The organism is Agrobacterium sp. CNPSo 3708 (genome assembly GCF_028674915.1).
In the GTDB taxonomy this organism is placed as follows: domain Bacteria; phylum Pseudomonadota; class Alphaproteobacteria; order Rhizobiales; family Rhizobiaceae; genus Agrobacterium; species Agrobacterium cavarae.
Genome location: NZ_JAQZSF010000004.1, coordinates 123,544 through 137,920, shown reverse-complemented (window position 1 = coordinate 137,920; position 14,377 = coordinate 123,544). Strand labels below are relative to the sequence as shown.

At 58.1% G+C, this 14,377-nt stretch carries 12 protein-coding genes and 1 tRNA gene; 10 read left to right on the top strand and 3 right to left on the bottom strand.

Annotated elements, in window-relative coordinates; genetic code table 11:
* Nucleotides 1–3 precede the first annotated feature (3 nt).
* Nucleotides 4–1,728, bottom strand: a complete 1,725-nt coding sequence (gene poxB / locus PVA19_RS10650; RefSeq protein ID WP_274102400.1) for a ubiquinone-dependent pyruvate dehydrogenase — start codon at nt 1,726–1,728, stop codon at nt 4–6.
* Nucleotides 1,729–1,823: 95 nt separating this feature from the next.
* On the opposite strand from poxB, the gene PVA19_RS10645 reads away from it, so the two are divergent.
* Both PVA19_RS10645 and PVA19_RS10640 read left to right on the top strand, forming a co-directional pair.
* Nucleotides 1,824–2,762 carry a LysR family transcriptional regulator gene (locus tag PVA19_RS10645; RefSeq protein WP_274102399.1) on the top strand — a complete coding sequence of 313 codons (939 nt, stop codon included), beginning with the start codon at nt 1,824–1,826 and terminating at the stop codon, nt 2,760–2,762.
* A 95-nt stretch (nt 2,763–2,857) separates the two neighbouring features.
* Nucleotides 2,858–3,961 carry a hypothetical protein gene (locus PVA19_RS10640; protein ID WP_274102398.1) on the top strand — a complete coding sequence of 368 codons (1,104 nt, stop codon included), beginning with the start codon at nt 2,858–2,860 and terminating at the stop codon, nt 3,959–3,961.
* 361 nt (nt 3,962–4,322) lie between these two features.
* Here PVA19_RS10640 and PVA19_RS10635 read toward each other — a convergent pair whose 3' ends face one another.
* A complete protein-coding gene (locus PVA19_RS10635; RefSeq protein WP_062425214.1) occupies nt 4,323–4,571 on the bottom strand; it encodes a hypothetical protein in 249 nt (82 codons plus the stop codon).
* A gap of 237 nt (nt 4,572–4,808) precedes the next feature.
* Nucleotides 4,809–4,898, bottom strand: a tRNA-Ser gene (locus tag PVA19_RS10630).
* A gap of 267 nt (nt 4,899–5,165) precedes the next feature.
* On the opposite strand from PVA19_RS10630, the gene PVA19_RS10625 reads away from it, so the two are divergent.
* From PVA19_RS10625 to PVA19_RS10590, 8 genes are all read left to right on the top strand, one after another.
* Entirely contained in the window at nt 5,166–6,221 is a 1,056-nt protein-coding gene (locus tag PVA19_RS10625; protein ID WP_113265787.1) for a septal ring lytic transglycosylase RlpA family protein, read from the top strand.
* A gap of 111 nt (nt 6,222–6,332) precedes the next feature.
* Nucleotides 6,333–7,505: a D-alanyl-D-alanine carboxypeptidase family protein gene (locus PVA19_RS10620; RefSeq protein WP_274102396.1), complete on the top strand. Its 1,173-nt coding sequence runs from the start codon at nt 6,333–6,335 to the stop codon at nt 7,503–7,505.
* Nucleotides 7,506–7,613: 108 nt separating this feature from the next.
* Nucleotides 7,614–8,282, top strand: coding sequence for a dTMP kinase (tmk, locus tag PVA19_RS10615; protein WP_113227480.1), 669 nt, complete (start codon nt 7,614–7,616; stop codon nt 8,280–8,282).
* Entirely contained in the window at nt 8,279–9,304 is a 1,026-nt protein-coding gene (locus PVA19_RS10610) for a DNA polymerase III subunit delta' (protein ID WP_274102395.1), read from the top strand. The genes tmk and PVA19_RS10610 overlap by 4 nt, the downstream gene beginning before the upstream one ends.
* A gap of 94 nt (nt 9,305–9,398) precedes the next feature.
* Nucleotides 9,399–10,949, top strand: a complete 1,551-nt coding sequence (gene metG / locus PVA19_RS10605) for a methionine--tRNA ligase (protein WP_274102394.1) — start codon at nt 9,399–9,401, stop codon at nt 10,947–10,949.
* Nucleotides 10,950–10,957: 8 nt separating this feature from the next.
* Nucleotides 10,958–11,740, top strand: a complete 783-nt coding sequence (locus tag PVA19_RS10600; RefSeq protein WP_274102392.1) for a TatD family hydrolase — start codon at nt 10,958–10,960, stop codon at nt 11,738–11,740.
* 3 nt (nt 11,741–11,743) lie between these two features.
* Nucleotides 11,744–12,574, top strand: coding sequence for an MBL fold metallo-hydrolase (locus PVA19_RS10595; protein WP_274102391.1), 831 nt, complete (start codon nt 11,744–11,746; stop codon nt 12,572–12,574).
* Nucleotides 12,575–12,592: 18 nt separating this feature from the next.
* Complete coding sequence (locus PVA19_RS10590; RefSeq protein ID WP_274102389.1) at nt 12,593–14,374, top strand: chloride channel protein; 1,782 nt, start codon at nt 12,593–12,595, stop codon at nt 14,372–14,374.
* Nucleotides 14,375–14,377 lie beyond the last annotated feature (3 nt).

Below are 14,377 nucleotides of genomic sequence, written 5' to 3'. Positions count from 1 at the left end.
CCCTTACCTCAGCAGATTGGTACGTGCGAGTTCGACCACCTCATCGCCGCGGCCGCTGATGATGGCCTTCAGCATGTAGAGGCTGAAGCCCTTGGCCTGTTCGGCCTTGATCTTCGGCGGCATGACGAGTTCCTGTTTCGCGGTCACGACATCCACCAGCACGGGGCCTGGATGGGCAAAGGCGGAACTCAAAGCCCAGTCGACATCAACGGATTCTTCGACCCGGATGCCCTTGATGCCCATGGCGTTGGCCATGGCGGCAAAATTCGGGTTTTCGAGGTCCGTGCCGGTATCGATATAGCCGGCCGCTTTCATTTCCATTGCCACGAAGCCGAGCGAGCCATTGTTGAAGACGACGATTTTGACCGGTAGATTGAGTTGCGCCAGCGTGATGAAGTCGCCCATCATCATGGTGAAGCCGCCGTCACCTGAGAGTGACACGACCTGCCGGTCGGGGGCTGCAGCCTGGGCGCCGATGGCCTGAAGCATGGCATTTGCCATCGAGCCGTGGTTGAAGGAGCCCAGCAGACGCCGCTTGCCATTCATCGCCAGATAGCGTGCCGCCCAGACGGTGGGGGTACCGACATCGGCGGTAAAGATCGCGTCTTCTGCCGCAAGTTCGCTGATTCGTTGTGCCAGATATTGCGGATGGATCGGTTGGCCGGCCCCAGAGGGTTTCGCCAGATCATCCAGTCCTTCGCGCGCCTTGAGATAATTGGCGCGGGCAGCGTCGAGAAAATGCGCGTCGCTGCGAGGCTTCAAGTGCGGCATAAGAGCTGAGATTGTCTCGCCAACGTCGCCGACCAGGCCTTGCGTCAGCGTGGCGCGCTTTCCCAGCGCGCCCGCATCGCGGTCGATCTGAATGATCCGCGCCTTCGTCGGATAGAAGGCGCGATAGGGGAAATCGGTGCCGAGCATCACCAGCGTGTCGGCATTTTCCATGGCGTGATAACCGGACGAGAAGCCGATCAGACCTGTCATGCCAACATCGAAGGGGTTGTCCCATTCGACATGTTCCTTGCCACGCAGCGCATGAACCACCGGGGCTTTCAGTGCCTCTGCCAAAGCCACAACGGCATCGTGATGGCCAGCGCAGCCACTGCCCGCGAGAATGGTGATGGCCTTGCCCTCATTCAGCAGATTGGCAAGGCGGCTGATTTCCTCCTCGCGTGGGAGGATGCGAGGCAGGGCCGGAACGGCCTGAGGCGGGACTGTCGAAACGGGCGCATTGGCGAGAGCGACATCGCCCGGAATGACAAGCACGGCAACGCCGTTCTGGCCGATTGCCGTATTCAGCGCGCGGTTGAGGACGCCCGGCATCTGTGCGGGATTGGAGACGAGCTCGACAAAATCCGCGCATTCGCGAAACAGTTCCTGCGGATGGGTTTCCTGAAAATAGCCGAGACCAATTTCGGAGGAGGGGATGTGAGCCGCGATCGCCAGTACCGGAACGTGATTGCGCTTGCAGTCGAACAGGCCATTGATCAAATGCAGGTTGCCCGGGCCGCAACTGCCGGCGCAGACGGCCAACTTGCCGGTGACTGCCGCTTCGGCGCCCGCTGCAAAGGCAGCGGTCTCTTCATGACGCACATGCATCCATTCTATTTTTCCAAGCCGCCTCAGGCTGTCGTTCAGCCCGTTGAGGCTATCGCCAGTGACGCCCCAGATGCGTTCGACACCGATATCGGCGAGGGTTTCTGCCAGTAGATCAGCGACGGTCATGGTCATGGATATCTCCTTCTCTGCTTTGCATCGGTGTCTGCCTTGAAAGCTGGGAGCATTTCGATCTAATTTCCAATATATAAACAGAGGCTTTTTCATATATGATATTGGATGACATCGATATTCGGCGGCTTCGCTATTTCCTTGTCGTGGCGGAGCAAAAGCATTTCACCCGAGCCGCAGAGAAGATTGGCATTCGCCAGCCGCCACTCAGCATGCAGATCCGTCAGCTTGAGGAAACGGTGGGTGCACAGCTTTTCACTCGACATGCCAAGGGCGTGGAGTTGACGGCGGCGGGGAGGGTATTTCAGGAGACTGCGCTGGATATTGTCGCGCGCTTCGAGGACGCACTCACTCAGGTGCGGCGCCACGCGGCCGGCCAAACGGGACGCCTCCGTCTAGGCTTTGCCGGCGCCACCTATTTTCATCCGGCAATTCCGCTCATCATTCGCGCCTATCGTTCAGCCTATCCAGATGTTGTGCTGTCGCCGGAGCAGAGCAATACGCCCGCTCTTCTTGCGGGCCTGCGGGAAGGGAGGCTGGATGTGGCCTTCATCCGCCCGCCGGTTCTTGAAGATGGGTTGCTCTCCGTTCGCGCCTGTCTGGATGAAGACATGGTGATCGCGCTGCCCGCCGATCATGCTTTGCGTGACCATGACGCGGTGCCGCTCGACGCCATTGCCGGTGAGAATCTGATTCTCTTTCCCCGAGACATCGGACCTGGCCTCTATGACAGCATCGTCTCCGCCTGCAACGAGGCAGGCGTCAGCCCCAAGCTCGGCCAGGAGGCGTCGCAGATCGTTTCCATCATCCCTCTGGTTGCCGCAGGCTTTGGCGTTTCGATCGTGCCGCGCTCGGTTGGTTCGATCCGGAATGAAGGCGCCGTCTACCGCCCGATCGCCGGGCAATCACCGCGCGCACCGATCGCCATCGCGACGAGAACCGATGACCATGCGAGACTTGTGACATCTTTTATGATGAGCGCAATTCAGACCGCGCGGCGTACTGCCCCGGCCGATTCCGCCAGCGCAACCGGATAAGGTGAAACCGGTCAAGTGGCTTGTCGCGGTTGTTTAGTTATCTCTGATAAACTATTGATGCCGCGCTTGTGATCAGAAACTGCGCAAAGGCCATCATGACAATCCCCGACATCAAGCTTCCTCCGCGCCCTTTGAAACTAAAGCGTGGCGTGTTGTCCGTACCATTCGCCTACTACTTCTCTCCGCTGATTCTGCTGGCACTCGCCGTCTTCATGCTGTGGGCTGAAGGACCTGGAATCATCCGGGACTATAAGATTAGCCAGAACCCGGTGGAGATCGAGGACGGCGATCTCAACGGCAGCTGCAAAACTCGGAAGGCTGTCTTCACCACCTGCAACGCCAAGCTCGCCTACGATTATCAGGGCAAGCACTATAACAGCGACGTTGAGGTGATGTTCATCGATATGCACTCCGGAGACTATGAGGCAGGTCTTTTCATCTCGGGCTCTGATCCGCAGCTTGCGACCATCTCGCTCGGTCTCGACATGCTGTGGAACCGGATTATCACCCTGGCAATCCTTTTTGTTCTTCTCGGCTTCGGCGGGATCGCCCTGCTTTTTGCACTCGTTCGATTTTTCCGGGCAAAGGCCAAGCTCAGCGAAGCTCAGCCACTGACCCTGTTGCCTGTCGCTCTCACGAATGTCACGAAAAAACGCGGTGGCGTTTTCCTCACCTATTCGGACACGATCCGCGACAACAAGACGAAGCGGCAGTCCTTCTCGCTGATGGGCAGGGATGAGGTTCCATTCATCATCGGACAATCCGAAAAACACGATATCGCGCTTGCAGCCTGGCAGAAGAACAGCCCACTGCCCGTCCTTCTGGACGATCGTCTGGAGCGGATCGAATTGACCGACGCGGAGAGGGCACAGGCGCTGTCAGCTGTCGCTGCCAATACAGCGGTGTCGGAAGTCACGCGGACGACAGGAACCCAGCCTCAAAAATCCGCTGGCGCTTCCGCCCTGCAAGGCCTTAAGGCATTCGGTATCATCATCCTGCTGATGATCGTCGGACTCGGAGGCTACTGGCTCTGGTATGTTACCGCCGCGCCGTCACAATTCACGTCACCGGCCATGGACATTAACAACCTCATGCCGGGTCCAATTAACAAGTGGGGATGCGCCCAATTGCAAAAACGCTTCGGCGATCAAAACGCACCATTTGGCTGCACGGCTGGAGATTATCGAAGCTGGAAGTAAGCCACCTCGATGAGCCGGAACTGTCATCGGTTTTCGGCTCATTTTGCCGCTCATCTTTAGCGGCGGACGTCGAGGTGTGCGACGGATGAAACACCTAAATCTGGGGGCGAATTGCGGGTAGGCTCCAAGCTTGTGGGGCACGACCGGAGATGTGGTCCTTGCCATCACTTGAGGAGGCTCCGGATGCCGCCGACTGCTTAGTCTGGTCGCCTCACGAAGGGACTACTCTACTCCAATAGTTGAATAGCGATCGTGTCCCTGGCCGTCTGGTGTTTGCAACTTAGCGAAACGCTTTACCGGCGCCGATGTCCAAAGGCTTTTATTCTGCTGAGACGTTTGAAACCGCAACAGTTTCTACAGTTTACCTGACGATGACGCGATACTCTTGAGTGCCGCCATAGACCGGTGGGCGGTAGCGGTAGTCACGGCGCGGGCCGCGGCGATCACGCCAATCGCGGCGGTCGTAGTTGCGGTAGTATCGATCCCTTTCATAGGATCGGTCGTAAACGCCCGCCGAATAGTAGCCGCCACTGCGGTAACCGCGGTCATCCACGCATCCACTCAGAATTCCGACGGAAACGAGGCAGATCGCTGCGCTTAAAAGCTTCATGATTTCTCTCCCAATGCCGGACATTAACATATGCCGATGCACAAGGTTCCACCGCGCTTGAAGGCGGGCATTCGAGACCACGACGAAGAACGGTTCGGATCACCAACTTTCAACACAAGCCAAGGCGTCGCTACGCCAGGATGTGGAGCCTAGCCGCTGCGAAAGCACCGATCAGAAGACAGCGGACGCCAAACCCGTTGCGTGGGTGATACAGCAAGTATTTGATTTTTCTGAAAATGGCGGATGGGGTGGGATTCGAACCCACGGTACGGTCTCCCGCACGCCGGTTTTCAAGACCGGTTCCTTAAACCACTCGGACACCCATCCTCGCCTGCCGCGGGTTTATAAACATTTGGGCCAGCGCGTCAATTGCCTCAAAAGCCTTATTTACCAGTCGCTCTCATCAGTTCAGATTTAACCATTGCTTAACCACGTTGATTACAATTTTAGCTTTCCGGATCATATCGTTCGCATTTTCGCCATGTTGCGGGCAAGATTAGGCATCCGTTAAGTGCTTCGATGTGATGGGCGTGATCATCGAGGTGTGAGAGGGGCCGTGCACAGGCGCGGTCTAAAGCAGCACGGGGCAAGAATTTGAAGTCTACCGTTACGAAGCTTGGCGTCAGCGTCAAATGGGTCGGCATTGCCGTTCTCTGCGCCGCGACCGCATCATGTTCGACGACGTCGGAAACAAAAACGAAGCCGAAGCGCAGCAAGGAATATTTCGCCGAGTCGGAATATGGCGTGAAGGCAAGTCCGCGTATCGCAGAAGGTGCCAACGTCCCCAAGGGCGGTGGCCGGTTCCTCGTCGGTAACGCCTACACGGTCAAGGGCCGTCGGTACTTCCCGAAGGAAGATCCGGGCTACGACAAGTCAGGCCTGGCATCCTGGTATGGTTCCGCCTTTCATGGCCGCATGACGGCCAATGGCGAAGCCTACGACAAAGAACATCTTTCTGCCGCCCATCCGACGTTCCCGCTTCCAAGCTACGCCCGCGTGACCAACCTCGAAAACGGCTCCTCTGTCGTCGTGCGCGTCAACGATCGCGGCCCGTTCCATGAGGGTCGCCTGATCGACGTCTCCAGCAAGACAGCCGATCTGCTCGACATGAAGGGTACGGGCACTGCCAAGGTTCGCGTGCAGTATGTCGGTCGCGCACCGCTTGACGGTCACGACATGCCATTCCTCATGGCGTCCTACATTCCCAAAGGATCGCGTTCTCCGGGCGTCAATCCTGAAGGTCAGATTGCAAGCGGTGTGATGGTTGCCTCTGCATCGAAAAGCAATATTCCGATTCCATCCAACCCTGCTTACGGTGGCTCGGCGCAGACCGCGCTGGTTGGCACGAAGAAGAACAATGCGCTCCAGGCCATGCCGCTGGTTGAGGGTCCCGCTCCGGCTTCCTTTGGAGGGCAGGGCAACGTTCAGTTCATCGCGCTTCCAGAGATCGGTCCGTTTATCAACGAGCGTCCTGAAGGCAACTTCCTGCGCGTTCCAGGCCCATCGCCGCGCTACGCTTCCGCCTATTCCGAAGCAGCGCCAGCATCCAAGGCTGCTCACGTTTTCGACGCCGTTCTTGTCGAGCGTGGCGAGCTGACGGAACAGTCCATTCTGAACTACGTAAAGAACAAGCAGAACAAGGCCCGTTGAGCTTTGCCTCGGCGGCCTTGTGGCCCATAATCGCTGTGTCTGAGGACGATTCCATTTTATGGATCGTCCGGCGGGCGTGAAGCAGCAAAACAGACGGCGGGCCGGCGTTTCATGGTGACTTTGATACCGAAAATCTTCCGGCGTCTCAGCCTCGTTGCGCTGGCGCTTGCCTGCAGCATAGGCACTGCGTTTTCCCAATCCGGTGGTCTCGCGGTCAAAGCGCAGCAGGCCTATATGATCGATGCCGAGACGGGCACAGTCCTGCTATCGCTGAATGAGAACACCCAATTTCCACCTGCCTCTCTTGCCAAGCTGATGACGGTTGAAACCGTTCTGGATGCGCTGAAGAATGAGCGCGTCACGCCGGAGACGGCTTATCCTGTCTCGGAATATGCCTGGCGAACGGGTGGTGCTCCGTCCCGAACGTCAACCATGTTTGCAGCACTGAAATCCTCCGTCAGCATCAATGATCTTCTGACAGGCATCGTGGTTCAAAATGCCAATGATGGCTGCATCATTCTGGCGGAAGGCATGACTGGCTCCGACGCGGCCTTCGCCAAGACGATGACGGAGCGGGCGAAAGCGCTTGGTCTGACGGGAAGCGTCTTTGCCAATTCCACTGGTCTTCCCGACCCGGCCAACAAGACGACCGCCAAGGACATGGTGACGCTGGCCAAGCATATGCGCGATACCTATCCGGATCGCTACAGCCTGTTCACCAAGCCGGATTTCGAGTGGAACCGCATCTTTCAACGCAACAAGAATACGCTTCTTGCCCCTGATCTCGGCATCGATGGTCTTGGGCTCGGCTTTGCCGAGGGCCATGGCTATTCCGCTGTCATCTCCGCCGAACGAGACGGTCGCCGTATCTACCTGACGCTTGCCGGGATGGAAGACGACAAGACGCGGCAGGAAGAAGCCCGTCGCGTCGTCGAGTGGGGACTGACGGCGTTTCAAAAGCGCGAGCTGTTTCAAAAGAACGAGACCGTTGGCAGCGTCAGCGTCTATGGCGGCGCGGCTTCGGCCATCGATCTTGCGGTGCATGAGACGGTAAGCGTGCTCGTGCCGCTCAACAACCCTGATCGGTTATCGGGGCGGATCGTCTACAACTGGCCGCTCAACGCGCCGCTTGAGCCGGGTTTCAACGCTGCTACGCTTCGCATCTTCTCCGGTGAGCGATTGTTGCGGGAAGTGCCGCTTTATACGACGGCGGCCGTTGCACCCGGCACGCTGACCCAGAATGCGGCAGGCGCCCTGAAAGAACTGCTGTTTTTCTGGCTCTGAAAAAGCCCGCGGTACGCCTGAAAAGGATGCGCAGCGTCGCCGAAGCCGTTTCGCGCCGCGGCGATATCGTCTAATAAGAAGCAAAGCTGAGACTATCAGGAAAAGACATTGCCCCAAAAAGGACTGTTCATAAGCTTTGAAGGCGGCGAGGGCGCTGGCAAGTCCACGCAGATCCGTATTCTGGCGGAAACCCTGCGCAGCCGCGGGTTGGAAGTTGTCGTGACACGGGAGCCCGGCGGTTCGCCAGGGGCAGAAGCCATTCGTCACGTGCTGCTCTCCGGGGCTGCGGAAGCATTTGGCGTGCGCATGGAAGCGATGCTGTTTGCCGCAGCACGAAACGACCATGTCGAAGAGGTGATCCGTCCGGCACTCGAGAGCGGCGCGGTGGTTCTGTGCGATCGCTTTCTCGATTCGTCACGCGTTTATCAGGGAACGACTGGAAACCTGGAGCCGGATTTTATCGAGACGCTGCAACGTATTGCGGTGGACGGCACCATGCCTGATCTCACGCTGATCTTCGATATTCCGGCTGTGGATGGTTTGGCGCGGGCACGCAAGCGCGCCGATGATGGCGCAACGCCTGATCGTTTCGAGAAGGAAGAGCTGGAAACGCATGAAAAGCGGCGCGAAGCTTATCTTGACATTGCGCTGAACGAGCCACGGCGTTGCCGGATCGTGGATGCCAAGCAGCCGCAAGAGAGGGTGACGGAAGACGTTCTGTCCATGGTCGAGCCGTTGCTGGAGCGTTTTGATCATCTTCCGGATGTGGCGCAATGAGTGAGACGCCAGGCGTTCTCGATGGTGCCATTGCCCCTCAGGACAATACGCGCCTTTTCGGTCATGAAGAGGCGGAGCAATTTCTAGCGCAGTCCTATCGCTCCGGCAAAGGGCACCATGCCGTTCTGATCGAAGGGCCGGAAGGGATCGGCAAGGCGACGCTCGCCTTTCGCTTCGCCAATCATGTTCTCACCCATCCCGATCCGACGGAGGCGCCCGACCAGATTGCCGATCCTGAGCCATCGTCTTTCGTCAGCCGCCAGATTTCATCGGGCGCATCGCACAATCTCCTGCACCTGACTCGGCCAGTCGATGAAAAAACCGGAAAGACGAAGTCTGCCATCACCGTGGATGAGGTGAGGCGGGCAGGGCACTTCTTCTCGCAAACGTCGGGCACTGGCAACTGGCGGATCGTGATCATCGACCCGGCGGATGACCTCAACCGCAACGCTGCCAATGCGATCCTGAAAATCCTGGAGGAGCCGCCGAAACGGGCAATGTTCCTGGTGCTGTCCCATGCGCCCGGCAAGCTTCTGCCAACCATACGATCGCGCTGCATGCCCCTGCGTCTCCAGCCTTTGGCTGACAGCGCCATGGAGCGTGCACTTGATAATCTGGGGCTGAGTGTCGCAGGCGAGAAGCGCGAGGCGTTGCTACAAGCCTCCAAAGGCAGCGTCGCGCAAGCGCTGAAGCTCGTCAATTATGGCGGCTCCGATATCGTCGACGTCTTCAACGCCGTGATGAGTGCGGAAGGGCCTTCGGCACGCAAGCAGATGCACAAGCTGGCCGATGCTTTGGCGCAGAAGGATGGCGATATCATTCTCGGATTTTTCATGGAGCACGCGACCGAAGAGCTGATGCACCGCGCCAAAGCCGCGGCCGTCGCCGGTGATCTGAGGGGCGCCGAGCGCCAGGCGCGCCTGTCATCGTCGCTCTCCGAGCGTATTACGATTGCGCAGGCCTACAATCTCGACAAGAAGCAGATGGTGCTTTCCATTCTGGAAGACATGCGCTCGGTTTGATCGTACGAAATGTACGGCTTTTGCTTTCGCTTGTGCGAACAATAGGCTAAAGCGGTCTAACTCAAAAATCAGACCGTAAAGCCGATCGAGCGTCATGACAGACAAGACCCCTTTTTACATCACCACCGCGATTTCCTACCCAAACGGCAAGCCGCATATCGGCCATGCCTATGAGCTGATCGCGACGGATGCCATGGCGCGGTTTCAGCGTCTGGATGGGCGGGATGTGTTCTTTTTGACGGGCACCGACGAGCACGGGCAGAAGATGCAGCAGACGGCGCGTGCGGAAGGCATTTCGCCGGAAGAACTGGCGCAGCGCAATTCCGATCAGTTTCGCGAGATGGGCAAGCTGCTGAATGCCTCCAACGACGATTTCATCCGTACCACGGAAGAGCGTCACCACGAGACGTCGCGCAACATCTGGAACCTGATGTCAAATGCCGGTGACATCTACAAGGATAGCTACGCCGGATGGTACTCGGTCCGCGATGAGGCCTATTACGCCGAGGACGAAACCGAGGTGCGCGCCGATGGCGTTCGCTATGGGCCGCAAGGCACGCCGGTGGAGTGGGTGGAGGAGGAAAGCTACTTCTTCAAGCTCTCAGAATATCAAGACAAGCTTTTGAAGCACTATGAGGAGAATCCCGATTTCATTGGTCCGGCCGAGCGCCGCAATGAAATCATCTCCTTCGTCAAATCGGGTCTGAAGGATCTTTCCGTTTCGCGCACGACCTTCGACTGGGGCATCAAGGTGCCGAACGATCCGAAGCATGTGATGTATGTGTGGGTAGATGCGCTGACCAACTACATTACTGCGACAGGCTATATTGAAGACAAAAATGGCCCGCGGGCAAAATACTGGCCGGCTGATGTGCATATCATCGGCAAGGACATTATCCGTTTCCACGCCGTCTACTGGCCAGCTTTCCTGATGAGCGCGGGGCTGCCGCTGCCAAAGCGCGTCTATGCTCATGGCTTCCTGCTCAACAAGGGCGAGAAGATGTCGAAGTCTCTCGGCAATGTGGTCGATCCGGTCAATCTGGTGAACCATTTCGGGCTTGATCAGGTACGCTATTTCTTCCTGCGCGAAGTCTCATTCGGCCAGGATGGCAGCTACAGCGAGGAGGGTATTGCGACCCGTATCAACGCCGATCTCGCCAACGGTATTGGCAACCTCGCCAGCCGTTCGCTCTCCATGATCGTCAAGAACTGCGATGGGCAAATCCCTACACCCGGTCCCTACACCGATGAAGACAAGGCCATGCTTGCTGCGGCCGATGCGCTTTTGGCGAGCTGCCGCGACGAGATGAACAAGCAGATGATCCACAAGGCGCTGGCCTCGATCATCGCTGTCGTTTCCGAAACGGACCGCTATTTCGCCAGCCAGGAACCATGGGCGCTAAAGAAGACCGATCCGGAGCGGATGGGCACCGTGCTTTATGTGACGGCGGAAGTCGTGCGCCAGATCGGCATTTTGCTGCAGCCCTTCATGCCGGCCTCCTGCGAGAAGCTTCTCGATCTCGTGGCTTCACCTGCCGACAAGCGGGATTTTGCGGCGCTTGGAGAAGCTGGTCGTCTGGTGCCCGGTACGCCGCTTGAGGCGCCAAAGCCGGTCTTCCCGCGTTATGTGGCGCCGGAGGCGTGAAGCACAGCATGCTGATCGATACCCATTGCCATCTGGACTTTGCCGATTTTGATGCGGAGCGCGACGACATCATCGCGCGCGCCCATGCGTCGGGCGTTGCCCAGATGGTGACGATCTCGACCCGTGTTCGGCGTCTGCCGGAACTGCTTAAGATCGTAGACGCATATCCGTCCGTTTTCTGTTCGGTCGGTACGCATCCGAACAATGCCGACGAAGAGTTGGATATTTCAACGGACGACCTCGTGCGGCTTGCCAACAGCCATGACAAGATCGTGGCGATCGGTGAGGCGGGTCTGGATCACTTCTATGATACGCAGAAGCCGGAAGACCAGAAAACCGGCCTGCGGCGCCATATCGAAGCGGCACGCATCACCAAGCTCCCGCTCGTCATTCACAGCCGCAGCGCCGATGATGACATGATCGCAATCTTGCGCGAGGAAAGCGGGAAGGGGGCCTTCCCCTTCATTCTCCATTGCTTCTCAGCAGGTCCCGATCTTGCAAAGGCTGGTGTCGAGCTTGGCGGCTACGTGTCCTTTTCCGGCATTCTGACCTTTCCGAAGTCGCAGGACATCCGCGATATCGCCGCGACAGTTCCCCTGGACCGGCTACTGGTGGAAACGGATGCGCCGTATCTTGCGCCGAAGCGCTGGCGTGGGAAGCGCAACGAGCCATCCTACGTCGTCAACACGGCTGAGGTACTGGCCGAGGTTCACGGCCTCTCCTACGAGAAAATGGCCGAGATCACCACGGACAATGCTTTTCGCTGTTTTTCGAAAATGACAAAGGTCTGATCCTTGGCATTATACCGGCGTCGCTTCACCATTCTTGGCTGTTCGTCTTCTCCTGGCGTTCCGCGCATCAATGGAGACTGGGGTGCCTGCGACCCGACCAACCCGAAAAACAGACGCACCCGTGCCGCGTTCCTGATCGAGCAGATCGCGCCAGACGGCGGTGTAACGACGGTCGTTGTCGATACCGGTCCGGATTTTCGCGAGCAAATGATTGCTGCCGGGGTCAAGACGATCGATGCCGTGATTTACACCCATCATCATGCGGATCATCTGCACGGAATCGACGATCTGCGCGGCTACTTCATCACCTCTGGAAGCCGGATACCGATCTATGCCGAGCCGGACACGATGCAACGCATTCGCGACGGTTTTCCTTACTGTCTTGAGACGCCCGTCGGCAGCAACTATCCGCCGATCATCGAACCCCATCTGATCGAGGATCTGGATCAGGACATCGTCATCGACGGCGAGGGTGGTCGTCTGCGGATCACGCCGCACCTGCAGCAACATGGCGATATCATCTCGCTTGGATTTCGCATCGGGGATGTGGCCTACTGCACAGATGTCAGTGATTTTCCACCAGAATCCGTAGCGAAACTTCAAAATCTCGACACGATTGTCATCGACACGTTGCAGTATCGCTATCACCCCAGCCATCTTTCGCTTGAGCAGTCGCTCGCCTGGATCGAGAAGCTTGGCGCCAAGCACGCGATACTGACGCATATGCACACGCCACTGGATTATGAAACCGTCTTGCGGGAAACGCCGGACCATGTCGAACCCGGCTATGATCAGATGCGTTTCGAGGTGGAATTGGCGGACGAGCGCCTGTAGCTGCAACAGAGGAATGCAATGTCGACCAAGCCCTTCCGCGCCCCCAGCATGGCGAGCTTTTTCGACAATATCCGCAGCGGTCGACTGCGTGCTCTGTTCCGTCGCGGCGAACTTGCGCTCGTCATTCTCGCGATCCTCGTTGGTGCCGCCGCAGGGCTTCTCGTTGCTTTGATTGGCGCGCTGAGCACGGCGCTTCACGTTTTCGTCTTCGGGGTCGAGAGGCTGAGCAGCAGCAATCTCACTGGTTGGACCGTGCTGGCCGGGCCAGTCGTCGGTGGTGCGGTTCTTGGCTTGATTCTCTTCATTCTCTCCCGAACCCGCAAAAAGCCGATGGTCGACCCGATCGAGGCCAATGCGCTGCATGGCGGGCGTCTGTCTTTGACCGACAGTATCATTGTCTGCGTGCAGAACATCGTCTCCAACGGCTTTGGCGCCTCTGTCGGCCTTGAGGCTGGCTATACGCAGGTCGCCAGTGGCGTCGCGTCGAAACTCGGTCTTAATTTGAAGCTGAGGCGAGGGGACATGCGCATCCTTGTTGGATGCGGCGCCGCCGGCGCCATTGCTGCCGCCTTCAACGCGCCGTTGACGGGTACGTTCTACGCCATCGAGTTGATTATCGGCACCTATACCATCGTCACGCTTGCACCGCTGATCGTCTCAGCGCTGGTGGCGAATATCGTGGCAGGTCTCGTTTCACACCATGGCATCAATATCGATGTTGTCGGCTCCAGTACGGTGACGCCGACGGATTATGTGCCAGCCATCTTCCTCGGCGTCGTGTGCGCAGGCATCGGCATCGTTCTGATGCAGGCAGTATCCTTCATCGAGGAGACCGCGCGCAAAAGCGCCATTCCACTTTGGCTTCGTCCAACACTCGGTGGTCTCGTCGTTGGCGCATTGGCACTGATTTCACCGCAGGTGCTGTCCAGCGGCCATGGCGCGCTGCATCTCAATCTCGATGCGAATATTACACTGTTTGGCCTTGTGGGGCTGTTTCTGCTCAAGGCGACGGCCAGTGCGGTCTCCATCGGATCGAGCTTCCGTGGCGGCCTGTTTTTCGCGTCGCTGTTCATGGGCTCGCTACTGGGCAAGATTTTTGCGATCTGCGCACCATATATCGGCTATGGCGCCACGCAACCGGTCGTCTACGCCGTTATCGGCATGAGCGCCTTTGCTGCCGCTATCATCGGTGGCCCTTTGACCATGACGTTTCTTGCCCTGGAGCTGACCGGTGACTTCCAGATCACCGCGCTTGTGCTGGCCGCCGTGATCACCACATCGCTCGTGGTGCGAACCACCTTCGGCTACTCCTTCGCCACATGGCGTTTTCACCTGCGCGGAGAAAGCATCCGTAGCGCGCATGACATCGGCTGGATCCGCGACCTGACCGTTGGCAAGATGATGCGTGCCGATATCCGCAAAGCCAACCTCAGCATGGGCCTTGAAGCCTTCAAGGAAAAGTTTCCGCTCGGCTCGACCCAGCGCGTCATCATGACCCACGACGACGGTCGCTATGCAGGCATGATTCTGGTGCCGGAAATCTACGCCGACCCGATGGAGCGCGACGCTTCGAAGATCGGACTTGAAACATATCTGCATTACAAGAACGACGTGCTGCTTCCGACCATGAACGCGCGCCAAGCCGCTGCCGCTTTCGACAACACCGAAAGCGAAGCGCTGGCCGTCGTCAATGACAAGGTGGAAAACCGGCCGGTGGGACTGTTGACTGAAAGCCACACGTTACGCCGCTACAGCGAAGAACTGGAGATGCGACGCCGCGAGGCTTCGGGTGAGATTTGAGGA

Bases quoted from the DNA above. Each gene is read 5' to 3' on its own strand.
- PVA19_RS10645 (WP_274102399.1), top strand. From the start codon at position 1,824: ATGATATTGGATGACATCGATATTCGGCGGCTTCGCTATTTCCTTGTC.
- PVA19_RS10620 (WP_274102396.1), top strand. From the start codon at position 6,333: ATGGTGACTTTGATACCGAAAATCTTCCGGCGTCTCAGCCTCGTTGCG.
- PVA19_RS10610 (WP_274102395.1), top strand. From the start codon at position 8,279: ATGAGTGAGACGCCAGGCGTTCTCGATGGTGCCATTGCCCCTCAGGAC.
- PVA19_RS10635 (WP_062425214.1), bottom strand. From the start codon at position 4,571: ATGAAGCTTTTAAGCGCAGCGATCTGCCTCGTTTCCGTCGGAATTCTG.
- PVA19_RS10640 (WP_274102398.1), top strand. From the start codon at position 2,858: ATGACAATCCCCGACATCAAGCTTCCTCCGCGCCCTTTGAAACTAAAG.
- PVA19_RS10600 (WP_274102392.1), top strand. From the start codon at position 10,958: ATGCTGATCGATACCCATTGCCATCTGGACTTTGCCGATTTTGATGCG.
- metG (WP_274102394.1), top strand. From the start codon at position 9,399: ATGACAGACAAGACCCCTTTTTACATCACCACCGCGATTTCCTACCCA.
- poxB (WP_274102400.1), bottom strand. From the start codon at position 1,728: ATGACCATGACCGTCGCTGATCTACTGGCAGAAACCCTCGCCGATATC.
- PVA19_RS10590 (WP_274102389.1), top strand. From the start codon at position 12,593: ATGTCGACCAAGCCCTTCCGCGCCCCCAGCATGGCGAGCTTTTTCGAC.